Source organism: Salipaludibacillus neizhouensis (genome assembly GCF_002886185.1).
GTDB classification, from domain to species: domain Bacteria; phylum Bacillota; class Bacilli; order Bacillales; family Salisediminibacteriaceae; genus Salipaludibacillus; species Salipaludibacillus neizhouensis.
This window is the reverse complement of sequence record NZ_KZ614147.1, coordinates 1,180,245-1,204,041: the sequence shown is the minus strand read 5'-3', so window position 1 is coordinate 1,204,041 and position 23,797 is coordinate 1,180,245. Positions and strand designations below refer to the sequence as shown.

Annotated in this window: 20 protein-coding genes; all 20 read right to left on the bottom strand. The window is 35.3% G+C overall.

Features of this window, described 5'->3' with window-relative positions; genetic code table 11:
* Positions 1–6: 6 nt before the first annotated feature.
* Complete coding sequence (locus tag CEF18_RS22335) at positions 7–750, bottom strand: response regulator transcription factor (RefSeq protein WP_110938691.1); 744 nt, start codon at positions 748–750, stop codon at positions 7–9.
* 4 nt (positions 751–754) lie between these two features.
* On the bottom strand, positions 755–2,575 hold the full coding sequence (locus CEF18_RS22330) for a sensor histidine kinase (RefSeq protein ID WP_110938690.1): 1,821 nt from the start codon (positions 2,573–2,575) through the stop codon (positions 755–757).
* Between the two features lie 139 nt (positions 2,576–2,714).
* On the bottom strand, positions 2,715–3,821 hold the full coding sequence (locus CEF18_RS22325; RefSeq protein WP_110938689.1) for a TRAP transporter substrate-binding protein: 1,107 nt from the start codon (positions 3,819–3,821) through the stop codon (positions 2,715–2,717).
* A gap of 119 nt (positions 3,822–3,940) precedes the next feature.
* Positions 3,941–5,224: a TRAP transporter large permease gene (locus tag CEF18_RS22320; protein WP_110938688.1), complete on the bottom strand. Its 1,284-nt coding sequence runs from the start codon at positions 5,222–5,224 to the stop codon at positions 3,941–3,943.
* A 2-nt stretch (positions 5,225–5,226) separates the two neighbouring features.
* Positions 5,227–5,736 (bottom strand): TRAP transporter small permease, encoded by a 510-nt coding sequence (locus CEF18_RS22315; RefSeq protein WP_110938687.1) that lies wholly within the window; start codon positions 5,734–5,736, stop codon positions 5,227–5,229.
* A gap of 531 nt (positions 5,737–6,267) precedes the next feature.
* A complete protein-coding gene (locus CEF18_RS27065; protein WP_110938686.1) occupies positions 6,268–8,679 on the bottom strand; it encodes a LamG-like jellyroll fold domain-containing protein in 2,412 nt (803 codons plus the stop codon).
* 1,231 nt (positions 8,680–9,910) lie between these two features.
* Positions 9,911–11,002 carry a DUF2920 family protein gene (locus CEF18_RS22305; RefSeq protein ID WP_110938685.1) on the bottom strand — a complete coding sequence of 364 codons (1,092 nt, stop codon included), beginning with the start codon at positions 11,000–11,002 and terminating at the stop codon, positions 9,911–9,913.
* A gap of 84 nt (positions 11,003–11,086) precedes the next feature.
* Positions 11,087–12,139: a pseudaminic acid synthase gene (pseI, locus tag CEF18_RS22300; protein WP_110938684.1), complete on the bottom strand. Its 1,053-nt coding sequence runs from the start codon at positions 12,137–12,139 to the stop codon at positions 11,087–11,089.
* A 3-nt stretch (positions 12,140–12,142) separates the two neighbouring features.
* Positions 12,143–12,694 carry a UDP-4-amino-4,6-dideoxy-N-acetyl-beta-L-altrosamine N-acetyltransferase gene (pseH, locus tag CEF18_RS22295; RefSeq protein WP_110938683.1) on the bottom strand — a complete coding sequence of 184 codons (552 nt, stop codon included), beginning with the start codon at positions 12,692–12,694 and terminating at the stop codon, positions 12,143–12,145.
* Positions 12,695–12,722: 28 nt separating this feature from the next.
* The gene (gene pseG / locus CEF18_RS22290) at positions 12,723–13,769 is read right to left on the bottom strand and encodes a UDP-2,4-diacetamido-2,4,6-trideoxy-beta-L-altropyranose hydrolase (RefSeq protein ID WP_110938682.1); all 1,047 of its coding nucleotides are present in this window, start codon (positions 13,767–13,769) and stop codon (positions 12,723–12,725) included.
* Positions 13,766–14,503 carry a cytidylyltransferase domain-containing protein gene (locus CEF18_RS22285; RefSeq protein ID WP_110938681.1) on the bottom strand — a complete coding sequence of 246 codons (738 nt, stop codon included), beginning with the start codon at positions 14,501–14,503 and terminating at the stop codon, positions 13,766–13,768. The genes pseG and CEF18_RS22285 overlap by 4 nt, the downstream gene beginning before the upstream one ends.
* Before the next feature lie 11 nt (positions 14,504–14,514).
* The gene (gene pseC / locus CEF18_RS22280) at positions 14,515–15,705 is read right to left on the bottom strand and encodes a UDP-4-amino-4,6-dideoxy-N-acetyl-beta-L-altrosamine transaminase (RefSeq protein WP_110938680.1); all 1,191 of its coding nucleotides are present in this window, start codon (positions 15,703–15,705) and stop codon (positions 14,515–14,517) included.
* A 28-nt stretch (positions 15,706–15,733) separates the two neighbouring features.
* A complete protein-coding gene (pseB, locus tag CEF18_RS22275; RefSeq protein ID WP_110938679.1) occupies positions 15,734–16,717 on the bottom strand; it encodes a UDP-N-acetylglucosamine 4,6-dehydratase (inverting) in 984 nt (327 codons plus the stop codon).
* 3 nt (positions 16,718–16,720) lie between these two features.
* On the bottom strand, positions 16,721–18,577 hold the full coding sequence (locus CEF18_RS22270) for a motility associated factor glycosyltransferase family protein (RefSeq protein WP_110938678.1): 1,857 nt from the start codon (positions 18,575–18,577) through the stop codon (positions 16,721–16,723).
* Positions 18,578–18,596: 19 nt separating this feature from the next.
* On the bottom strand, positions 18,597–19,865 hold the full coding sequence (locus CEF18_RS22265) for a motility associated factor glycosyltransferase family protein (RefSeq protein ID WP_110938677.1): 1,269 nt from the start codon (positions 19,863–19,865) through the stop codon (positions 18,597–18,599).
* 9 nt (positions 19,866–19,874) lie between these two features.
* Positions 19,875–20,225, bottom strand: coding sequence for a hypothetical protein (locus tag CEF18_RS22260; RefSeq protein ID WP_110938676.1), 351 nt, complete (start codon positions 20,223–20,225; stop codon positions 19,875–19,877).
* Positions 20,226–20,390: 165 nt separating this feature from the next.
* Positions 20,391–21,224, bottom strand: a complete 834-nt coding sequence (locus CEF18_RS22255) for a flagellin N-terminal helical domain-containing protein (protein ID WP_110938675.1) — start codon at positions 21,222–21,224, stop codon at positions 20,391–20,393.
* A 763-nt stretch (positions 21,225–21,987) separates the two neighbouring features.
* On the bottom strand, positions 21,988–22,686 hold the full coding sequence (locus CEF18_RS22250) for a response regulator transcription factor (RefSeq protein WP_147421979.1): 699 nt from the start codon (positions 22,684–22,686) through the stop codon (positions 21,988–21,990).
* A gap of 342 nt (positions 22,687–23,028) precedes the next feature.
* Positions 23,029–23,259 (bottom strand): carbon storage regulator CsrA, encoded by a 231-nt coding sequence (gene csrA / locus CEF18_RS22245; protein ID WP_110938673.1) that lies wholly within the window; start codon positions 23,257–23,259, stop codon positions 23,029–23,031.
* Between the two features lie 3 nt (positions 23,260–23,262).
* Positions 23,263–23,715 (bottom strand): flagellar assembly protein FliW, encoded by a 453-nt coding sequence (gene fliW / locus CEF18_RS22240; protein ID WP_110938672.1) that lies wholly within the window; start codon positions 23,713–23,715, stop codon positions 23,263–23,265.
* Positions 23,716–23,797: the final 82 nt, after the last annotated feature.

The window sequence follows — 23,797 nt, the reverse complement described above, 5'->3', positions numbered from 1 at the left end:
AACCTTTTAAACTTTTTTATGTTGCCTCCGATAATTCGATGGAGTCGTCTTGTAAAACTTTTTAAAAGAATTGGTGAAATAAGCAATATCTGAATAGCCTAGTCTCTCAGCAACTTCAGAAATTCGTAGTGACGTTCGCGTTAGAAAAGTGGCGGCTTCCTTCATCCTGAGCGATGTTACGTACTCATTAAAGTTTTTTCCGGTTTCTTCCTTAAAAAGCTGACTTAGATAACATGAATTTAGATAGACTTTTCCAGCCGCTTCCTTCAAACTTACACCACCTGGCATAGAATCTTCTATTAGACGAATCACCTGCTCTGTAGTTGAAAGCTCTTCATTTATCTCTGTTTCAGTACGTTCTTCAACTTCATGATTTGTTTCGTTATCAGCCAACCATTTTTTTAGACAATTCTTCATATCCTCCTCTTCTAGTGGCTTTAATAAATAGTCAAAAACCCCCATTCGAAGCGCTTGTTGGGCATATTCAAAATCATCATAGCCGCTTATAACAATCACATCTGTGCTAATTTCTTTATCTCTGATTTGATTTGTCAAAGCCAGTCCATCCATTACAGGCATTCGGATATCTGTTAAAATGATATCTACGCTATGATCGTTTAACCAATCTAATGCTTCCATTCCGTGAGCTACTTCTTTTACTACTTGAAAGGAAAGATTCGTTTTTTCAATCACCTTACGAATGACTGTACGTACCCACTTTTCATCTTCAACTAACAAAATGCTATACACGTTATCACTCCATTTCCTCATATGGAAGACAAATACCAATAATAGTTCCGCTTTTGTCAGACTTCTTAATGACCAGCCCAAATTCCTTTCCAAAAACGAGTTGATTACGGCGGTGTACGTTAACCATACCAATGTGGGATCCTCCATTAGAAACATCCTTTTGCTTTAAATCAATACGCCGCAGCTTCTTATCATCTTTTGTCATTCCTACACCTGTATCTTTGATTAATAAAACAAAGGTATTTTCAGAATCCTTTTCTGCTGTCACTTCAATAACAATAGGCGCGGTACTTGGTTCTGCACCGTGGATGACAGCGTTCTCTATTAACGGCTGTAAAGAAAAGCGGGCAATTTTTTGTCTCCAACACCACTCTGGCATGTTGATTTGATATTCTATTTTCTCATTAAATCTGTATTTTTGAATCTTCAAATATAGCATACTCATTTCTATTTCATTTTTAATGTCTACCACTTTGGACTGCTCTTTCAGATTATAACGTAGTAGTTTTCCCATAGAAGCTGAAATTGTCGCAATATCATCCCTATTGCTTTCCAATGCCATTCCTCGAATTGTTTCTAACGAGTTGTATAAAAAGTGTGGGTCCATTTGCGACTGAAGGGCTTTTAATTCGGTATCCTTTTGAAGTAGCTGTAATTCTGCTTCTTTTATTTGAGCAATATATACTTCCTCTACGAGAGAAGAGATTCTGTCCATCATGTTATTAAATCCCTCGGTAAGTTGACCAATCTCGTCTTTCGATTCCACGGGCACCCTTAACGAAAAATTTTCTTCATCCACCCAACTAACGGAATCCTTAAGTCTTCTAATAGGTCGTAATAGGTTCGATGAAAAGCTGTATCCAATGACAATTACTATAATAAGAGAAATAACGATTGTTTTAAGAATAATTTTTTTTATATATTCAATCCCTTGAGTAACCTCATGATATGGAATAGTTGTCGCAAGCGTCCAGCCTAACTGCTTAGATTCACTATATGTGATTAAGTCAGGATTTTTGTCTGAACTAACATAGGAGCCACTTTGCTTGTCCTCGATTTCCTTCCAATGTTTTTCATTATGCTCTTCTCCAATTTTTTTTGAATTCGGATGATATATATAATGACCTTCTTGATCAGTGATAAAGAAATAACCAGTATTTCCAGGACTGATCTTTCTAGCAACATCATTCACACGTTGATAATTCAAATCGATAATGAGCATCCCAAAAGGTTGTAACGTACGTGGGTTAACAATCCTTTTAACTACTGAAATAACCGGACGTTCATTTCCATGCCAATCAATTACCCGACTAATGATCGTAGGCCTAGCCATACCAGTAATGGAATAATACCAGGATGTCTGTCTTAAAGAAGCAGCCGTTGATTCGTCAACGATTCCAGCTGAATCTACAATCGAAATATCGTCAAGAACTAACGTGATATTAGCAATATCTGATTGCGAATATGCCTCGTTTCTAAGTACATTTATAATAGATTGGGTTATCCCGCTCTCCTCAATTTCCTCACTACTGTTCATTCTTAAAAATTCGATTGTATCCGGATGATTGACGATTTTTAACGTACTAATTTCATAATCCCATATATAATCCTCTATATACGTTTTTACCTGTTCAATGATTAGTGAGTTGTATTCTTTTGCTTCATCCTGTAATTCATTGGAAGAATGTACATAAGAAATTGCCCCTACTGTAATTAAAGGTACGATTACGATTACCGTAAAAATAACTAGCATCCTTTGGAACAATGGGCGATCCATCATTAGAAAAAACCTAATTATTTTATTTTCTCTAAAATTATGCGACATTTCTCCACCTACTATATGTGTGTATTATAGTAAAAAAATGGTCCTATATATCTATGATCATAGTAGATTCTTCTATAACTAACAAGAGGCTCACATAAAGATGTGTGCCTCTCGTTTTATTAGTTATGTGATATTCATTTTAACGGACAGACTCAATGGCATCTAATACTTCTCTATATTGTTCACCATGCTCGTCAATTACGGTGCTTGCTGCTTCTTGCCACACGGATACATCGTCTACTTCAATGATTGTCGCGCCAGCAGCTCGAACCTCTTCTTCAGCAAACGCTTCAAACTCTGCCCAATTTTCTCTTTGGAAATCGATGGAATCTATCGCTGCCTGTTTAATAAGTTCTTGATCTTCTTCATCTAATATTTCCCACGTACTCGAAGAAGCAACAAGTACTTCTGGAACGCGTTGATGACCATCTAAAATATAGTAGGGTGCAACTTCAAAATGTCTCGTGGAATAATAACTTGGATAGTTATTTTCTGCTGCATCAATAACTCCTGTTTGTAACCCGCTGAATACTTCTCCAAAGTCCATCGGAGTTGCACTTGCTCCTAGTGCGTTCATTAGATCTATATTAATAGCGTTTTGTTGGACACGGATTTTTTGACCTTCTAAATCTTCCAGACTATTGATAGGTTCAGAAGAGTAGAAATGACGAGCACCTGAACTGTAGTATGCTAAGCCCATCATATTCGAACTCTCTAAGCTCTTCAATAAATTATCACCATGCTCGCTTAAAAGGAAATTCCATACATGGTCATCGTCATCAAAAATATACGGTAAACTGAATACTCCAAAATCTTCATTAAACTCTGCCATAGGACCTGCACTAGTTCTTGTAAAATCAATCGACCCTAATTGAACTTGTTCAAGTACAGCTGACTCTTCACCAAGTGACGCAGAAGGAAACACATCAATGGTAATACGGCCATCAGAACGCTCACCTACTAATTCTGCAAAATGCTTATCAGCCAAAGTCGTTGGGTAATCTGGAGCATGTGTTTCAGCTAATCGGAATTGATAGCTTTCCTTCTCTTCCGCTGGCTCCGCTTCATTATTTCCTGCTTCATTATTTTCCTCTTCATTAGCTGTATTATCTGCTGCTTCATCAGCGGTGTTATCTGTAGCTTCCGTTGGATCCTCCTGGCTGACGTTCGAATCACCACCACACGCTGCTAATACTAAAACGACCAGTAAAGTTGCTACACTTAATAATATCCATTTTTTACTCATGAAAATTTACCTCCCCTTTTTAATGTGTTAAATCTATCTTTATTGTAATTTGAAAACGCTTACACTAATAGGTGACTAATATTATATTTTTTTGTGTTTTTTTTAGATTGTTACATGTTTTATCCGAATTTATTAGGAAGCCACATGACAATACCTGGAACAAATGTTAACAGTAATAAAATAGCAACTAGTACTAAGTAAAATGGAATTAATGCTTTCGCTCCTTTTTCTATCGGGATTTTTCCTAAGGCACAACCGACAAACAATACCGTTCCAACAGGTGGCGTAATTAGTCCAATACCTAAATTCAAAATCATAATAATCCCAAAGTGAATCGGATCCATTCCTAATGTTCCTACCGTAATCGGGTAAAGAATTGGAGTCATAATTAAAATTAAAGGCGCCATATCCATCGGTGCACCTAATACTAGTAATAATACCGTGATAATTAACATAATCACAACAGGATTGTCAGATACCATTAAGAAAAGATCTGTTACCATTCCCGGAATTTGTAGATACGCTAAAATAAAAGCAAAAGCTTTAGATGCAGCAATTAAAAACAACACCATCGAAACAGTTCTAAATGTCTTTTTCATAATTAAACCCATTCTGGAAAGAGGGATTTCACGATAAACGAAAAAAACTAATATAAATGCATATAAGCAAGCAATTGCCCCTGATTCTGTCGCAGTAAACTGCCCTGAAAAAATCCCACCTAGAATGATTGCTCCAGTCATTAAAGAAAGAAAACCATCTAAAAGGATTTTCGGTGCTTTTTTAAGTGGAACGGGCTCTCCTTTTTCATAATTCCTTTTACGTGCAATCACATAGGACATAGCCATTAATCCAATCAACATGATAAATGCTGGGACTATGCCTGCAAGAAATAAAGAAGAAATGGAAACTCCACCAGCCGCTAGGGCATATAAAATCATGTTATGACTCGGTGGCATAATCACCCCTTGAATGGAACTTGCCGCTGTTACTGCAACAGTGTAATCACTATCGTAACCTTTCTCTTTCATCATCGGAATCATCACAGATCCAATGGATGATACGTCGGCTACTGCTGAACCAGATATATTACCAAATAATAAACTAGTAAAACAGTTTACCATGGCCAAACCACCACGAATCATTCCAACGAAGAGTTGTGCCATATTGATCAGACGTAAAGACAGTCCACCTTCACCCATCAGCTGTCCAGCCAAGATAAAGAACGGAACAGCTAATAAAGTATAGGAGTTTACTCCTTGAACTAAGTTAGGTACAGCTGTTGCTAAAGAAATATCCAACACCCACATCGTTATCAGAGTAGAACCTGCAAGAACTAAGGCAACTGGAAAACCTAATAATAGCAATATGATAAAACTGATAGATAAAGCTAAGATTCCTAACATCGTTAACTCACCTCTTCCTCATCATCTGATTCTGGATGCCTGCGTGTATCGATACCAACGATTTGTAGAAAAGAATAAATACAAACCAGTACTCCTGTTATTGGCACGATCACATACTGAATACTTCTTGGCAACCCAGTAGCTGCTAGTGTGTTAGCATGCATTAACTCCGTATATTGCCATCCGTAGATCACCAAGTACAGCCCGAATATAAATACAGTGATTGTAATGACCTTTGAAACTATTTTTTGCATAGATTGTGGTATCCGACGTGTAACGGAATCCATCGATAGATGCAACTTTTCTCTAAAACCAATAGCAATTCCCAAAAAAGCTGTCCAAACCAACAATAGAAGCGTTACTTCCTCAGACCAGAAATAAACAAAGTTTCCTATAGTTCTAGTAAACACCTGTACAGTTACAATAATTACCATTACTGACAGTGTTGTTAAGGCAAAAACTTCTAACAGACGATCTAAACCAAGAGCAAGTTTTTTTATAATTTTATACATCCTCATCCCCCCTCATTCCTTGATGTTATTTTAATTGTAAGTGACCTTCGTATTTTTGGTAACGGTTACATTTTTAGATTTATTTGTGATTTTTTTAGGTTTATAGCATTTTAGTCCCTAACAGAGGCCGTAAGTTCTGCGGTGATCGCTGGTTAAAATCACAGCAGAAGCGGTACATCTAATAACTTTACCCACGTTACCCTCCGTTAGGCTTTGATAGAAATAGTTGCTAAATGTATGAACCTTTTAACTCGGGTTGTGACAGTCACAGGAAATTCATTGACCTTGCAGGACATCATCGTCCAATTAAACAAAAAAGAGTAACCCGTTAGGATTACTTTGGAAAAATGTTTATGCGAATTGCATCAAAATGCTTCTGACTACTTTTTATAATTATGTATGTATTAAAACTATGTATCTCTTATTCCATCGACATATATCTACAATACTAAGGTGGTGACAGGCACTAGAAACCTAAAGAAAAAGATACCGCATTGAATAATACGGTATCTATGTTTGAAATGAATTGTTTTATTTTGCCTCAGCCAGTTGTTCAATTTCCTCAACTGTCAGAGCAACCTCGTCATATATTTGTAAATCATCCATCAAACCCTTATATGGGGTATCCCAATAATTCACACCTAAACTAAAGTGACCACTAGTTGTAGTAAAGATATTCGGAAAATCTGATCCTGTGTACCTCACTTCACCATCAACGTATATCGTTAAATCACCTTCGTCGACAGTAAATGCAACATGCGACCACTCATCAACATTAATTTTCATATCAGTTCCTGCATCATACCAGGAATTACTTCCGGACCAAATCATCGTATTGTTATTACCGATACCACTAGGTAAAAGACTCAGCCAATTATTTTCAGTCCGTGCACCAAAGAATGACGTTGTGAAATCTGTAAGTTCCTCTGGGTTTAACCATAGAGAAACGGTGTAGCTATTGCTTGAAATTAGACCATTTGGAAGAAGAATACCCGATGAGCCGTCAAAGTAGGCTGCACTGTTAACGACACCTTCCGTATATGAAATTACACCGCCTTCATTGTTTATTCTATTACCAGTGATTGTTCCCGAACCGAAATCTTCATTATTTGCACTATTCTCAAGGTCTCCATTAAATTCATAATGCGCTATTAATTGTCCTTCACCTTTTGCTAGAACAGTAATGTTAAAGCTTTTTATTTCCGTTACACCCCCCTTGGTAATGGTGGCAGTAAGTTCAACTTCTGCATTTCCATTCCCCATTTCTGGACGATTCACAATACCTGTCTCGGAAATAATTTCAGTGTTTGATGATTCCCATATAATTTCTGTGTTCCTAACTCCCTCTGTAGGCAGCGTCAAATCGCTAATGACAGTTTCTTCAAGGTATAAATCATTAAAAACATCTGTGACGGTTTCTTCATCTGTTTTACTTTCCATTTGACTGCCCCAGATTGTAACACCTTCATTAGATGAAGCTGTAAAAGTCATAACATAGCTTTCAGAAGTGGGATCCCACTGCCGTAAAAATACACCATGATAGACAGAATCATCAATCGTCAACTCAGCGCTATTATGTCCTGTTTTTTTCCATCTACCAGTTACTTCCCCGGTGATCTTATTGTTTTTATCTAAACTAACTGTCACTGACTCTTTAATATCAGCTGAAATTTCTTTTCCATGATTAATAAATTTATAATCACCTATTAAATCCTTCCTATTTAGTTTATCGAGTTTTTCTTCTGCATAACGATAAGGAGCTACTACTGGCCATCCTTCCTTGTTCATAAACATTTGATGAACTCGAATCTCATGCATCTCACCAGTTTCTGGGAATCTGGCATGGAAAAACATAAACATATCGCCTGTATCCTCATCCGTGTAAATGGAATTGTGCCCTGGAGATACATAGCCCGTTCCACTTCCTGTCCCACTTTCACCTAATTCTCTTGTGAATAAAAAGTTACCCATTTGCTTAACGCCGTATGGCTCTATTGAACGATCGTCAAAAATAGTATCAGGTTCCCCCATAACTTCACTCATCGCATTTCCTTCAGCGTCATAATAAGGACCATCTGGGTTTTCAGATCTCGCCACTCGCATATTATAACCGCCTACTGCATCAAGACCACCATAAGTAACATAAAGATAATAAAAATCTGTTTCAGCATTATATTCAATATAAGAAGCCTCAATTCTACTATGGTTCCCACCCATTAGATGGTCTCCGTAGCCTTGATTCGGTAATGGAAATCCTGTTTCAGGGTCCATTTCTAATACGAATATACCTCCCGAATAAGAACCGTAGACCATCCAGAGATTACCATCCTTATCAAAAAAGGTTTCGGGGTCTATCGCATTCGGATGTACCGTTGCATCGTAAATTGTTCCGTCCGGGCTCTCTTCATCCCACATGCCTGATTTCAAAAAGATTCCTAGGTCTTCATAAGGTCCTTCTATGTCGTCTGCTACCGCTATACCAAGAGCTGATCTTGGTGCATCTCCTTGGCATGCATTATAATACATATAAAACTTGCCATCTTCTAATTGTCTAACATCCGCTGCCCAAAGAGTATCTGAGTTAGCCCATTCAAAAGCCTCTTCTAGCTCTTCAAATACATTTTCAAAGAGAGGATTCTCTTCACTCACATTTGAAGAAATTTGCTCCCAATTCATCAGATCATTTGTTTTAGCCGCCGCTAAATGAGATCCAAAAACATAAAAAGTCTCATCCACTCTAATTACAGAAGGATCATGCACAGACGCTTCCGTAAATGCAGGTGCTTCTCCCTCATAATCAGCGTGAGGCGAATTACTATTCTGGTTGCTTTTTTTACTCTTTGAATCCGTGTTGTTTCCATTCTGTCCAAACACGATAGCTGGTATAGTAAATGAAACTATTAAAAATATGATAAGTACCTTTTTAAATATACTATTATTCATCTATTCTGTTCTCCCCTTCTATTTTAGCTTAAATGAATACCCTTACATTTACATTCAAAAAAAAGTGAAACGATTACCCTAGTAAAAAGCAGTTAGGATGAAACATAGTTAACCTATCATTGTATCCTCAGCTATTCTTCGCCCCCCTTACGTAAATTACTTGACTAACAATCATAAAAATAAAATTTACTTAATGTTTTCGTTTACTATTATTAACATACAGTATTAACTAGATATATACAATATTACTTGTGTCCTATTACTTTTTATAAACACTAATAATTAATGTAAATATTAATTATTATATCCTATTAAATTCCCACAATGTGCCCGACCTAATTCTTAATCGAACAATTCAACCTTCAACATTTTCATCTACTTCGATCATACGCTTTGGGTCGTTATTTAACTCGAGTTAACCTTCTAAAATTCACATTTGGACAATCATTCGGCAATCGGTTGGGTCGATTGAATGTACTTTTCAAATGATAGATTCTACCTTCTTTTATAGATTCAAGAAATTCTAGCATCGTTTCTAAAGAATGAAATGCCAAGTGTAGAAAAAAAGTCTATCCATATGTCAAATAAGCTAACATAATGGATAGACACTCTAGAAAAATTATAAAAATTCTGTAATAGCTACATTAACTTCGTTAGAGAAGCTTTGAATGGTTTGTTTATCTAGAAATGTAACATCCAATCTATTTGGATTCCCACTGTTTAGTGAGAAGACAAGTTGTTCACAAAATTATTAACAAGAGGAAGAGACCCTAAAACTATGAAAAATACATTTTCCTAATTAAAATAAAAAGAGCAACCGCACAAGCTGCTCCACTAAGTCATTCTATTACTTTTTCACATCAATACTTCCACCGAGATGCGGCTGGGCTGCTTACTCCATCTTTTGCACATTAGCTGAATCTATCAACTTGTCCCATCACTTTCTTCATCATCGAAACCGATGCCTGTTGTTTCACTTCTCCTTAACTCATCGCCATCGAAAGTGCTGCAATATCCATCGTAACACCTTCTTTCCATTTGAATTAAGAAACGAGATACGGTTCAAACATCGTTTCCATTTCTGCTTTCAACTTCTTCACGTTTGGAATGAGCCTGAACTGAAGGATCTCCTGGACTGTCCCATAGGAATGATCTTCAAGGGAGGTCACCACTCTCCTAGAATTTCCCGTTCCTCGTTGATGTGTGATTCTACAACACTTCAAATAGATTTCTAATTTTCCATGAAGATAAATTTAAATACTGGTAAACCAATCTTATTATTATTTGTGATTTCTACACCACTATAGGAAACTGTATGTCCCCAGAGAATTGACGGAATTTTTGCAATAGGTAACTCGTACTCTAATGCGTATGTAAATAATTCTAGGAAATCCGCATTTAAACCATGGGCGTTTGAATTATATTTTTTGTTGTCTATATCCTTCTCAGTTACAAGAATAAATAGAGACTTAAATAAACCTTCAATTAATTTTTGCTTATTTTTATGATTCACTAAATTATCATCATTACCTTGAAAAGATAAGATTTGAGTGTTTCCGGGATAGTTTTCATACAACACATTTAGATTCAAATCTTTTTTATTTTTTATGATTTTTTTGGCCAGGTATTCAAACTCAATATCGAGAGTACCGAAACCAATTTGATGATAAAGATGCCTATTTCCTGTTATATATACTGGCTCTATCCAAGCAGAATTATCAATAATATATGAGAATAGATTTGGTACTAACACATTACATAAGTGAAGTAAATATGCCCCATGAGAGTGTCCGTAACCAATTGTTCTTTTGCGATTAAATTCCAATTTATTATCATCCAATACAATTTTAACAGCCTCAATTGCAGTAATAATATCTATTGCCTGCATGTAACTCATATCATTAAATCCCTCTACCTTTTCATCTATTTTTGCTTTTACAGGCAGAATCTTCTTTTTGTTTTTTAATAATTTTAATAGCATAGAAGAATCTATTTTTATTTGTTCTAACTCTTCATCTGTAAAGGTATTATGGAGAATTTGCTTGTTTTGAATTGAGTAATTATCCGCAGTTTGCATAAATTCACTTCCGAAATATTCGCATTGAATAGTTATCATGTTGTATTGATCTGCAAATATTCCTCTCATCTTTTTGTACACCTTTGAATCAATATTCCCACCAAAACCTGGTACAAATATTAATAATCCCGTATGTGTATTCACTCCATTTTGTGGTACAGAAAAATCAATTCTCAATTCTCTACCACTAGTTCCTGTATATATATTGTGATGTGCAATAATATTAAAACTTTGCTGTTCCGACATTGACTTTCTATCCCCTTTATACATTCGAAAGTAGTTACTGATAACATTAATAAATAAAACTTAAGAAATGTTTATAGCAACTAACTAAAAGTTATCCCAACTCAGAGGGGTCCCTTTTTGGAGATTTGTCAACGATTTCTTTCTAATAATCTGCTCATAAAACTTTGGCTCCAAACCATAACCAGGTCTAACAATTCTCAAGTTTTCTATTGTGAAATTTTCTCCAGCTTTTATATCTTTTGCAACATAAATCGATCTTCTAAATTTTAAAGATGCTTTCTCTTTTTCAGTTGGTCCATATTTCACCTTCCCAAGTGCTTGCCATGCTCTCTCTGATTCTACAACTAAAGACTTCATTTCAGAGGGTTCCATTGAAAATGCTGAATCGACACCACCATCATCCCTAGATAGGGTGAAGTGTTTTTCGATCACTGTTGCTCCCAAAGCAACACTTGCTAGCGCTACACCCGATCCCAAGGTATGATCAGATAAACCAACCTGACACTTAAATAGCTCTCGCATATGGGGTATCGTTGTGATGTTTGTATTATCTGGTGTTGCCGGATAGGTGCTTGTACACTTAAGCAATATAAGGTCATTACACCCTGCTTCTCTTGCTGTTTTAACGGTCTCATCTAATTCTGCAATAGATGCCATTCCTGTTGATATAATCATTGGCTTACCAGTCTCCGCTACCTTTCTAATTAATGGAAGATGATTATTTTCGAATGAAGCAATTTTATACATTGGAACATTTAATGATTCCAAAAAGTCTACAGCTGTTTCATCAAAAGGGGAACTGAATGGAATCATACCAAGTTCACGACAACGATTGAAAATGGGTTCATGCCACTCCCAAGGTGTATAAGCTTTTTCGTAAAGTTTATATAGAGAATTACCCTTCCATAAGCTCTCTGAATCTTTAATCAAAAAATCTTCGCTTTCAACATTTAAAGTTAAAGTTTCAGCTGTATAGGTTTGTAACTTTAGGGCATGTGCACCAGTCTTTGCTGCTTCTTTTACAATTTCGAGAGCGCGTTCTAGAGATTGATTGTGATTACCTGACATTTCAGCGATAATAAACGGACTATTATTTTGACCGATTTTTATACCTTCTACTGTAAAGTTATTAGTCATAATCTAGTGGTGCCTCCTAATTTGTTCTTCGAGTTCTACTTTAAAATGATCCCAATGATGTTTGAATTTTGCCATTAATATGACATCAATAAGTTCATTCTCTTTGTTGACTTGTTCAATTAAACGTCCTTCTTCCAAAAAACCCATTCTCTGATGAAATATAACACTTTGTGTATTATAAGCAATAATTTCAGAACACACTTTTCTTATGTTTTGATTTTCGAAGATGTAACTAAGAGCTAAGTACCCTAACATGGTTCCCGATCCTTTAGGAGCGTTCGATTCACCAATATAAAAGCCCCAATAACATGTATTATCAAAGTGATTTATTTTATTGAAATTAACCACACCTATTGGGGTTTCTAAATATAAAAGCACTTTCAATTGCGTTACTTCAGAATTTCTCAAAGATTCAAACCATTTTACATGTTCTTCATTCGTAATGATGTTTTCGTTATACATCATTTTACGAACCTTATCCGAGTTTCTCCATTTCAAAACAACTGCTAAATGCTCTTCTTCAAGGCGTACTAATTTAAAATCATCTGGATTAATAACCCCGTCCTCCTAAAGTTTCTAAAACTTAATTCGTAAGAAGTCTTCTAGACTGGATAGACATTTCAATTAAAATATCACAATTACAAATTAATCTTAGTAACTGACTTCTCAAATTCTCTATTGAAACTTGAGAAGAGTAACCTAAGTTTATGATAGCACCTGATTTTTCAACTGCCTGAAGTATTTCCATCTGATTAAATGCTACTTCTACAGTAATCGTTGGTAGACCTAAATAACACCTCTCCCACGTAGTGCTTCCACCTGCACCAATCGCTAGGTCTGCCTTTACCATTAACTCAGCCATATTTGAAACCTGACAGTGATAAGTTACATGTGGAAGTTTATCTACCAGTTCTTTGACAGTTTCTTTATTTGGATTAGATGCTCCTACTACCACGTCGACAAGAATATCTTTTCTATTGAGTTTTTCAATAGCCCTCACTGCTTTTGTTGTTTCATTTGTAGGATCACTACCACCAAAAAAGATAAGTATTCTTTCGACTTCTCCACTGCGATTCCTTAATTTTTTCTTAGCTTCCTTGAACTCTTTTCGCAGTAATGCATGTTTGGGTCCAAGGAGACGTTTGCAATTTTTATCTACTAGATTATCATATCTTCTCCCCATGTCTAAGTAATAATTTTGATCTAATAGTACGTCACATTCATGCTTTCGATCTGCTAAATCATCGATGACAAAAATTTTCCTTACTCTATTCCTAATAATTTTTTCCCATCGGTAGTCTAAAGCATAATGATCAACAACCATAAGATCCACTCTATTTTGACTTTTCATTATATGCAAGGTCTCTCTAGCATCCTCTTCTTGTGATCCTCCCAGCCAATGACTATGCTGAAGTTCGTCTTGTATATCACACTTTGTAGAGGACTTATGTAACAATATTACATTAAAACCCTTTGATTGAATAAATTCAGCTAAATGACCACTATAATCACTTGTGATAAATGTTATATCATAACAGCTTTTCAAGTCTTCTGCTAAAGTAAGACATCGTATTACATGCCCTGTTCCGATTTCAACTGAAGCATCAACTCTTATAACAGCAGTTTTCATAATTTATAATCCACTTTTTTTTGTTCAATGTCTGCATTTATTTCTTTAAGATCAGGGTGTTTATTTAAAAAAGATAGAGTATCTTCCATACTAAAGTCATTATCTAGAGACTTAAAATTTTCAAGAATCTTCTCAATTAATATAAAGTCTTCTTTTGTATCAACGGTCCAACGATGTGAACTTTGATCTGTCATATATTCCAAGTTATATAACTTGAACATTTCGGGGTTTAAATAAATATAGGGGGTAACGTGCTCTCTTTCAAATGGTTTGTAAGCATCTTTATACGCCTTTTTTAATACATTAATTGCAAAAACTTCTGTATCCATTCCTCTTGGGTAAGATCTCTCTAATGTATTGGATACATAATCATATTCATTATTTTTAAAGGTTGCGATCACATAATCTACTACATTGGGATCAATAATAGGACAATCCGACGTTATTCGAACAACGACTTCAGCTGCAAAATATTTCGCCGCTTCATAATACCTCGAAAGGACATCTTCTTCGGAACCTCTGAAATAGGATAGTCCTACACTTTTGCAAAATTCAACGATTGCATCATCCGATTTTTTATTAGTAGTTGCTATTACTAGTTGGTCAATGTATGTAGATCGTTTCAAGCGCTCAATCTGATATTCTAACAAGGGTTTGTTGTTTATTTTTTTTAAAACTTTTCCCGGTAACCTCGTCGACCCCATCCTTGCTTGGATAATTGCCACAACCTTCATCTTTTCACCTTCTATTTTGAATATAATGAGAGGACTTTTTTTACTGCCTCTATAACATCATTAACATCTTCTTCACTCATCTTAGGGAATAACGGTAGCGATATGATTTCTTCATATAATTCCTCTGCTTTGGGACATAACCCTTTTTCATATCCTAATTGATGATAATAAGGTTGATAGTACACCGGTATGTAATGTACATTCACTCCGATATTTTCATTCTGAAGAGCTTCAAATACTTCTTTTCGACTACCAATCAATTTTTCCAAATTGAGTCTAATAATATACAGATGCCAACTAGAATTGCCTTCAGGTGCTTGATAAGGTGTTTTTATTTGTTCTAATTTAGAAAAAGCTTCATTGTATAATGAAACGTACTTTCTTCTCAATCCCACAAACTTATCAAGTTTTTCTAACTGACTGAACCCAAGGGCTGCTTGGATATCTGTCATTCGATAGTTATATCCTAAAAATTGCATTTCATAGTACCATGGCCCGTCATTTCTCAATAATTTATCCTCATCCCGAGTAATTCCATGAGAACGAAACTGTAACAGCTTCTCGTAATATTCTTTATTATTTGTCGTAATCATGCCGCCTTCTCCCGTCGTAATATGCTTGACAGGATGGAGACTAAACATTGTCATATCACTCACAGTTCCTACTTTTTTGCCTTTATAGGTTGCTCCCACCGCATGAGCAGCATCTTCTATTACGATGAGGTTGTGGTCTTTTGCAATCTTATTTATTTCATCTAATTTAGCTGGTTGACCGGTGAAATCAACAGGTATAATCGCTTTAGTTTTCTCATTAACAAGTTCTTTTACTTTCACAGGATCTAAGTTGTACGTCTGCTCACAGATATCCGCAAATACAGGAATTGCCTTTTGATACAATACACAATTTGCACTAGCAGCAAAAGTCATTGGTGTGGTAATAACTTCATCACCCGCACCAATACCTGCTACAAAACAAGCACCATGCAACGCAGCCGTCCCGTTTGAAAAAGAAACGGCATATTTTACCCCTACATAACTCGCAAATAACTCCTCAAACTTATTAACAGCGGGTCCTGTTGTTAAATAATTACCCTTTAAGACATCCACCACTGCTTGTATATCCTTGTCATCTATCCACTGTTTACCATAGGGGAGGTAGGAATCACGAACAGGTTTCGTTTCCTTTTCATTATCTAAGCTCATCCAACCACCTCCAAATCTATATACACGTTTATTTATTGATAAATTCTTTGTCTTCCATTAATACTTGTAAATCTTTGACAGATAACCATTCATCATTAACATTACTTACATAACCAAATCCATCAGCAAGAGTTCTTCCACCATTTCCATTTTCAACTTTCCACCAAGCAAACTCAGGTTGGATGACGTAATAAGTATCATATTCCAGCGTACGTCTTGCATCATCTTCTGTAATCATTGCTTCATGTAACTTTTCTCCAGGTCTAATACCAACTACTTCTATTTTACACTCTGGTGCAACAGCCTTAGCGAGATCCGTTACTTTCATACTTGGAATCTTTGGTACGAAGATTTCCCCTCCATGCATACGATCTAAGCTATCCAACACAAATTGAACACCATGTTCTAGTGTAATCCAGAACCTCGTCATTCGCTCATCCGTAATAGGGATAGTTCCCGTGTGGCGAATCTTCTTAAAAAAAGGAACGACACTACCACGACTTCCAACAACATTACCGTATCTGACAACTGCAAATTTAGTATCCTTATCTCCTACATATGAATTAGCTGCTACAAATAGCTTATCCGATGCTAATTTTGTAGCTCCATATAAGTTAATTGGACTACAGGCTTTGTCTGTACTTAATGCAATAACACGATTAACTCCTCGGTCTATTGCTGCTTCAATTATATTTTGTGCACCATTAATATTCGTTTTAACTGCCTCAAAAGGATTATATTCACATGCCTCAACGTGCTTCATAGCCGCCGCATGGATTACAATATCCACACCGTCAAAGGCACGATAAAGACGGTCTTTGTCTCTTACATCACCAATAAAAAAACGGATTCTAGTATCAGTAAATTCTTGAGCCATTTCATATTGTTTTAATTCATCACGACTGAAAACAATTACTTTTTTTACATCGTATTGTAAGACACGTTTAATAAACATTTTACCGAATGATCCTGTTCCACCAGTAACAAGAATGCTTTTACCTGAGAGATCCATCATTTACACCCCAAAATCTGTTTTTAATTCAAAAAATACAGGTTCAATATAAGAAGTATTTACATCTACTGTGTTAACAAACTTACCGAAGCTTTCAACAATTTTAGTAGCTTTTTCATTTACATCCTTTACAAACTTCAATTCCCTACTTACCTTTACAATCTGCTCATGCTCAACTTGCACAATTGGCTTAATAAAAATTTTATAAAAATCGTTACTTTCAAGCTTTGAAACTAAACTATCTAGTTTTATAAACTTTTGTTCCGATCGCGCCCAACTACTTCTAACATTAAAATCAATATCTTTTATTGTCTTTTTTAGATCCCTAATAGTTTTTTTATGAAATGAATGATGCCTTTCAAGATTCTTAAACTTTATAATTAGATTTATATCTGTCTGCTTTTGATTTGTCAGTGTATGCCAATGATTATTAACAACCTTTTCTGTTAAGTATTTAGTAACAACATCTTTTAATGGCATAAAAGTGGTACCTTTTATAGTTGCCCCGCCAGCAGTAGTATTTATTACATCTTCTCTACTCCATATATTTAAATACTTTTCCATTGTCTCCTTCATGCGAAAGAAACCCTCACTTGTGTATATATCTTGTCCAAAAACACTCTCTACTGTGATCACTTTCTTCTGGTCATTTTGAGTTAATTTTTGTGTGCGATTAACATACTCGATACCCTCAGCGTAAAAATCTTGATCTCTATAAGCAAAATTTTGTCCAGCGAGTATAATTGGTGAAGCGTCTAATTTATTTAACATTTGTAGCATTACAATAGCAATCGATGGTGCATCGTCAAGGACTTCGACATTTTCTCGATGGTCTTTTAATAAATAGGGTGTTAGTTTATCTTGTGATATCACTACATGAAACTTTGGTCCCTTATATTTCTCTAATGTTTCATAACCAACAGTTGTGCCATAAATCATTGGTATATGAGAAATTCCACTTTCTATCATTTCCTCAAATACTTTATAGTTATGCGCTTGTGGATCATAAGTACAAACTGCATCGGGTTCAATATTATTCTTTATTAATACTTTATTAGCTGAACCAACCGCAAAAATATAAGCCAATCCCTCTTTTTTTATTTTACGAAGTGTATCTAATTCATCTATTAATGAAGGACCTGCTGAAGCAATAATAACCGGTTTCCCTTTAAATACTTTTTTATCTATATCAAGCAAGACATTCGGACAATTCAGCGTATGTTTAATGTTTTTAACACTATTAAACAACCATTGTTTTTGAAAAGATACTTTGACTTTAACATTCGTGATCTCAGCTTTCAAAAACTCATTGAAATCTGTTAAAAAAGAATGATATTCTTTTTTAAAAATCCGTTCATAACTAGGGTGTGAAATCAAAAATATACTTCCACAAATTTGCTCAGATATATCCTTAATGACTCTGCGTTGGTCTACTTCATTGTCTGCTGTATATAACTGATATTTTTTAGCAGAGAAAGTTTCCTTTACAGAATGAACAGATAAAAATTGATATAAAATAGTAGGATTAGGCTCAAACAAGAAGTAACGATGGTTGGGGTATTTCTCCATAATAAATTGAATATGATATCCCATTCCCACTCCAAAGAAAAGAATATTTTCACAGTTACTAATACTAGATTCATATTTTTTATAAATCCTATCACTCTCTTTTAAAGGATCATATTTACTGTGTAAAAAAAGCTTAGATAGCCCATCATTATATCTGATAGTAGGTAATCCGTTTTTTGATGTTATCAATTCAACAGAAGAGTCCCTATTTTCTTCATTTTCGTATTTTTTCATTAACTCCCTTAAATCTCGATTAGTATTATTTAAAAACTTAATATTTTCTATTAACATTTAACCACCATATTTCCTATCATTTAATATGTTTATAAAAAGAATAGAGGGACTGATGATTCCATCCATTTATATGCGCTCCGCCTTCCGTACAATTCCAATAGCCTACTCTAAAGTTAGAATTTTTAGCATAAGATTCAAACCACTTCAAATAAAGAGATAGGTTTCTCGATGTTTGAATTCTATCAGTCAGGTAATAGTTATCCACTTCAATCGTTGTATGCTCAAGGTTGACTTCCCTTAGTCCGGTTGTTGATTGCGCATGACTTTTACCGTCTGTAAACGCTAAGTCTTGGCCAACAAGAGCGATTAATGAAGCACCCATATTGACTATTAAATCTAGAAGGCAAGTAGCAACTGATCCTCCAGTATCAATTAAAGGTTCATTTCTGAATGCTCCTTGTTTTTCAGCGTTTTTATATCCTTTTTGCCAGACAATATACCTCTTTCCTTTAAATGCCGAAACTATCTTATGGCTGGCAGTAGATAGATAAAAAAGAGTTAAATCATTTGTGTCAAGTCCTTCTGTTTGAGAATAAATTTGTTCATTAGGATCGGAAACCATTAAGAATTCAGGTTTTATCCCACTATTTAATAAAGGTTTCAATGCTGTTCCAACACAACCCACGACAACATTTGAATTTTGCTGTATTTCCTTGATAAGCGGTAACTGCTTTGTTAATGAGGGCCCAGCGGAAACTAAAATGAAAGGCCTATGCATATAGTTATTAATAAAATTATTGATACCAGCATCATTCAGATTGACATTACATTGAAAATTTTCTTCTAAGATTTCTCTATTAGAAAGATACGAACGTTTCATATAGTCAATATCTACTAGTTTCGTTCGTAAAAGTGCTAGCGAATCTGGTATAGCACTTAGAGATGGCTGATGTATTACTAATTGCACATCATCACGCTCTAATTTCAAGAGAAATTGTTCCTTGATTTCCTCAACTAATTCCGAAGAATAATAGCTTATTTTACAATCCCTCAACAAGTTATTATTTAAGTTATTTTCAATCCAATTTTTATACTTATTATTGAATTCCCAAACTTCAATTTCCAGATGAGGATGTTTTTCCCTTAAAGCAAAAATATGGTGCCCCATTCCCATTCCAACCACAACAAGTTTATTGATAACTATATTAACTTCTAATCCTTCTACCCACCGTCTTGACTCTTTTTCTGGATTATAACGGCTGTGTAAATAATTTTTTCGTCCTTTATTGCATTCTAATTCCACGAAAGCTTGTCCATTTTTCGCTTCACTTAGTTTCCACTTCATACTTTGATATCACACCTTAAAAGCCTCTATTTTATTTAACCAATCTTCTAATATTGGTGAGATTTCATATTCAAGTAAATCTGCAAGTAACACAAAGTCCTGGTTTTTAAGAGCATCTTCCATTTCCTTTAAATTCCCATTTAATTCTGCCGTATTTATATTAAATGAATAGTGATTTTTTTCTATTCCTTTTAGAGCACTCGTAATCCATTGAATACCTTCAAACAAATCCGGTAATTGTTTCATAGCTTTATATTGTTCACCGGACTGTAAAGCTTCCCCTATACTTTCAGAGCCTTGTATTAGTCTTGGAATATATTCTAGCAAGGATTTTTTAGTTTCAATAATTAACTGTTTCATTTAACAACACCTATCTTTTTAAACTATTTCTTTTATTATAAAACAATATTCTATCAAAATATCATTACAAACAAATTTGATGATGGAAATTATCGGTAAAAGTATTAGTTACATTAATTCAAAAGGCTCTAGCAGGGCTAGAGCCTTTTGAATTTTATTATTATATTATCCTAGTAATTGAAGTACTGATTGTGGCTGTTGGTTAGCTTGTGCTAGCATAGACTGAGAAGCTTGAGAAAGAATATTATTCTTAGTCATCTCCATCATTTCTTGTGCCATGTCTACATCGCGAATACGAGACTCAGCAGCTGATAGATTCTCAGAAGCGTTATCTAGATTAGAAATAGTGTGGTCTAATCGGTTTTGCATTGCACCAAGATAAGAACGCCCCTCAGACACAGTTTTGATTTGAGTTTCAATACTTTCAATAGCAGTTTGAGCTCCACTAAAAGATGAAATATCTCCACTTTGAGCAGCAGCGACTACTCCTGATAAATTAACACCATCAGTATTAAAGTTGAGCTCTGTTAACTCAGTGCCATTAGCTCCAACTTGTATGTTTACAGTTCCACTCTGGCCAGCAGTTCCATCAAGAAGATTTTGTTTGTTGAATTGAGTGTTGTCTTTGATTCTTTCAAGTTCATTTCCTAGCTCTGTAAACTCATTATTTAATGCTTCACGATCTTGTGTAACGTTAGTATCGTTAGATGATTGAACAGCCAATTCACGCATACGCTGAAGGATACTGTGTGTTTCATCAAGCGCACCCTCAGCAGTTTGGATCATTGAGATACCATCTTGTGAGTTACGACTAGCTTGATCAAGACCATTAATCTGCGCACGCATTTTTTCAGAGATTGCAAGACCAGCTGCATCATCTCCAGCTTTGTTAATACGAAGACCTGAAGATAATTTCTCCATTGAAGACTGCATAGAATTTTGGTTTGAACCTAATTGACGGTGAGCGTTCATTGCACTAATGTTAGTGTTGATAATCATAATAAAATTCCTCCTTGAGTTTTGCTTCCTGTTCACATCCTTGTGAGTGGAAGTTTCTGTTTTGGCTTCAAAGGAAAAAGGTCGGCCGCCCTAGTCCTTCTCGCCTTACAATAGTATTATCGGATGCAAACGAAAGATGTTTAGCAAAAGATGAAAAAAATTTAAATTTTTTTTCTTTCTTTATATTAATGAGGGGAGTTATTCCCATTAGATAAACTCATAAAACATTCTTTCAAGTTGTTTCAGCGGATAATGCCATAGTCCATCCTCTATTAAACTCTCTAACAAATTATACAATTGCCCATAACTAAACTACATTTTTTACTTAAACCGACATAATTATCTCCAATGCATAAATTAATTACATACAATTTATGCATTCGAGATAATTTTATTTTTACCAATAAAAGAGTGTAAGAGGAAATACACTTAACGGGATATGATATGTGTAAGTAGATATACATTAGTTATCAAATGGTGGAAGTGCGGGCAATAAAAGAAAAATGGGGAGAAAGAAAAGAATTAAGAGACAGATGGATTATATATTAATCTCGCTCAATCGTAGGTTTATGTAGAAATGAAACGTGAAGTTCAAGTTGGTAATCTATTCACTGAGTGGTGACACCAAGTATCCGAGCAAAGCAGAACCTAGAATGAAAGGTTCTGCTTTGCTTTTTAGTGAAAAGTTAGTGACAAGTCGCCTCAAAAATAAATACTTCGCTCATTACTTTAGAAAAGAGTCAAAAAATTTTTCAACTCTCTTCTATCTAACTGCATCCACCCATCCCCTACGAATGACGTTCACCATTGCATCCGTTCTGTCATTGGCTCCTAATTTCTTGAGCAGATGGCTAATGACTGTACTAACAGTTGATGGTGCTAAATACATGAGCTCGGAAATTTTCTTGTTATTATGCCCGTCTAATATATGTTGAAGTACTCTTTTTTCATTTGAATTTAATGAAAGCTCCATTTCTTCTTCTCTTAATACAAGTCGATTTATTGGTTTATCCTTCATCTTCTTTTTATGGATATCGTTTACGAGATCTTGATGAAGCGATTGCTCCAGAAAAACATTGTATTCATCAAGTGTCTCCATGACTCTTTGTCCGTGATTCAAAAAGTAATCAAGCGAAATAATGCCATTCATTTCGTGATTTAAATATTGAAATAGAGACTGTTTAGGTTTTTCTTTTGTCATAATCACAACATACGAATCCACCATCGTTGGTTTTTCCAGCATCGATTCGACCCATCGCAAACTATCCAATCGGTATTCATCGATTAAAAAGAATATATAACGGATATCGTCCAGGCCAGTCGGATAGGTATAATCTATAATGACATCTTTATCGTTTGTGATCTCTTCTACCTGCTGAATCAATGTTCCAGTCAAACATTCGTCGTAATCGATAAAGAGAACTTTATGTTTTTTTGTAACTGATTCTAAAGAATTCAGCACGTGCAATCACCTCTCCTTAATATCTACTCTCAACCCTAACTATGTAATGACTCTTAGACAAGATTCGATAGTCTTTCGGCATGCAGGACTTTTATTGTTTTGGTACCTTATTTCAGAGCTACTAAGAGAAATAACGATACTAGTTTACAAGTTTATCTATATTTATATCTTAAGTAGAAAAACGGCATAGCCGTCTTTTATTAAATACAGCGTCATCTTTAAAGCCACCATCACTTAAGCATCAAGGGCGAACTTCTCTTGATGCGTGTGGCGTAAAGATAGCTGTCATTTTATACTATCTCTTAAAAAATTTCCCACTAAATAGAACAACGAAACGTGCAGTTACTTTGGTTTCGTGAATGTTTGTAACTGTTTTAAAACATCTAGAGAGCCGGCAGCTGCTGCAGTGTTTTCTTCCTGGATGGCGAGGTAGATTTCTTTTCGATGGATATCAATATTTCTCGGTGCATTTATCCCAAGCTTTACTTGATCTCCTTCTATCCCAATTACGGTAACCTCAACATCATCACCAATCTTAATTGATTCATTAAGCTTTCTAGTGAGAACAAGCATCTCCTAGCCCTCCTTTTTTCCCGAAGCTTCCAATGCTTTCAGGTTGTGCTTCGTATGGTAATCTGATTCATTTAATACGATTTGTTTCCCTTGTTGAACAGCACTATTAATGACGATAGGTCCTCGCAAATTTGCTGTCGATGTTTCCAACGTGTCTCGCAGCGTCAGGACAACAAACAAGGCAACATCCTCTTCTTTTTCTATCTGAAGGGCTTCAATCGTCTGATCCGAAAGCTTCGCCGTATAGTCAGGAAAAAATGAAAACGGTGTCATCACAACTAAAGCTAATCCCGCTGTATGTATCGATTGTAAAATATAAAAGGCACTCGGTTCTTCACTGAAAGGAAGTAGGATAAATTCCTTCTCCGTTTCAAAACTTGGGATCCCTTGTTCAAAATTTATAATATTTTCTTCTTTGATCTCGGCATCACCTGAATACTTGGTTTTGATATTCAATTAAATCACTCCTCACTTAGTTATAGTATATCGATTCCTGTCGAATTTGTCTTGGGAAATATAAAAAATCGTGTAAATTAAC

Excerpts from the sequence above, each read along its gene's own strand:
- CEF18_RS22330 (WP_110938690.1), bottom strand. The coding sequence starts at position 2,575 with ATGTCGCATAATTTTAGAGAAAATAAAATAATTAGGTTTTTTCTAATG.
- CEF18_RS22325 (WP_110938689.1), bottom strand. The coding sequence starts at position 3,821 with ATGAGTAAAAAATGGATATTATTAAGTGTAGCAACTTTACTGGTCGTT.
- CEF18_RS22320 (WP_110938688.1), bottom strand. The coding sequence starts at position 5,224 with ATGTTAGGAATCTTAGCTTTATCTATCAGTTTTATCATATTGCTATTA.
- CEF18_RS22315 (WP_110938687.1), bottom strand. The coding sequence starts at position 5,736 with ATGTATAAAATTATAAAAAAACTTGCTCTTGGTTTAGATCGTCTGTTA.
- CEF18_RS27065 (WP_110938686.1), bottom strand. The coding sequence starts at position 8,679 with ATGAATAATAGTATATTTAAAAAGGTACTTATCATATTTTTAATAGTT.
- CEF18_RS22305 (WP_110938685.1), bottom strand. The coding sequence starts at position 11,002 with ATGTCGGAACAGCAAAGTTTTAATATTATTGCACATCACAATATATAT.
- pseI (WP_110938684.1), bottom strand. The coding sequence starts at position 12,139 with ATGACTAATAACTTTACAGTAGAAGGTATAAAAATCGGTCAAAATAAT.
- pseG (WP_110938682.1), bottom strand. The coding sequence starts at position 13,769 with ATGAAAACTGCTGTTATAAGAGTTGATGCTTCAGTTGAAATCGGAACA.
- CEF18_RS22285 (WP_110938681.1), bottom strand. The coding sequence starts at position 14,503 with ATGAAGGTTGTGGCAATTATCCAAGCAAGGATGGGGTCGACGAGGTTA.
- pseC (WP_110938680.1), bottom strand. The coding sequence starts at position 15,705 with ATGAGCTTAGATAATGAAAAGGAAACGAAACCTGTTCGTGATTCCTAC.
- pseB (WP_110938679.1), bottom strand. The coding sequence starts at position 16,717 with ATGGATCTCTCAGGTAAAAGCATTCTTGTTACTGGTGGAACAGGATCA.
- CEF18_RS22270 (WP_110938678.1), bottom strand. The coding sequence starts at position 18,577 with ATGTTAATAGAAAATATTAAGTTTTTAAATAATACTAATCGAGATTTA.
- CEF18_RS22265 (WP_110938677.1), bottom strand. The coding sequence starts at position 19,865 with ATGAAGTGGAAACTAAGTGAAGCGAAAAATGGACAAGCTTTCGTGGAA.
- CEF18_RS22260 (WP_110938676.1), bottom strand. The coding sequence starts at position 20,225 with ATGAAACAGTTAATTATTGAAACTAAAAAATCCTTGCTAGAATATATT.
- CEF18_RS22255 (WP_110938675.1), bottom strand. The coding sequence starts at position 21,224 with ATGATTATCAACACTAACATTAGTGCAATGAACGCTCACCGTCAATTA.
- csrA (WP_110938673.1), bottom strand. The coding sequence starts at position 23,259 with ATGCTTGTTCTCACTAGAAAGCTTAATGAATCAATTAAGATTGGTGAT.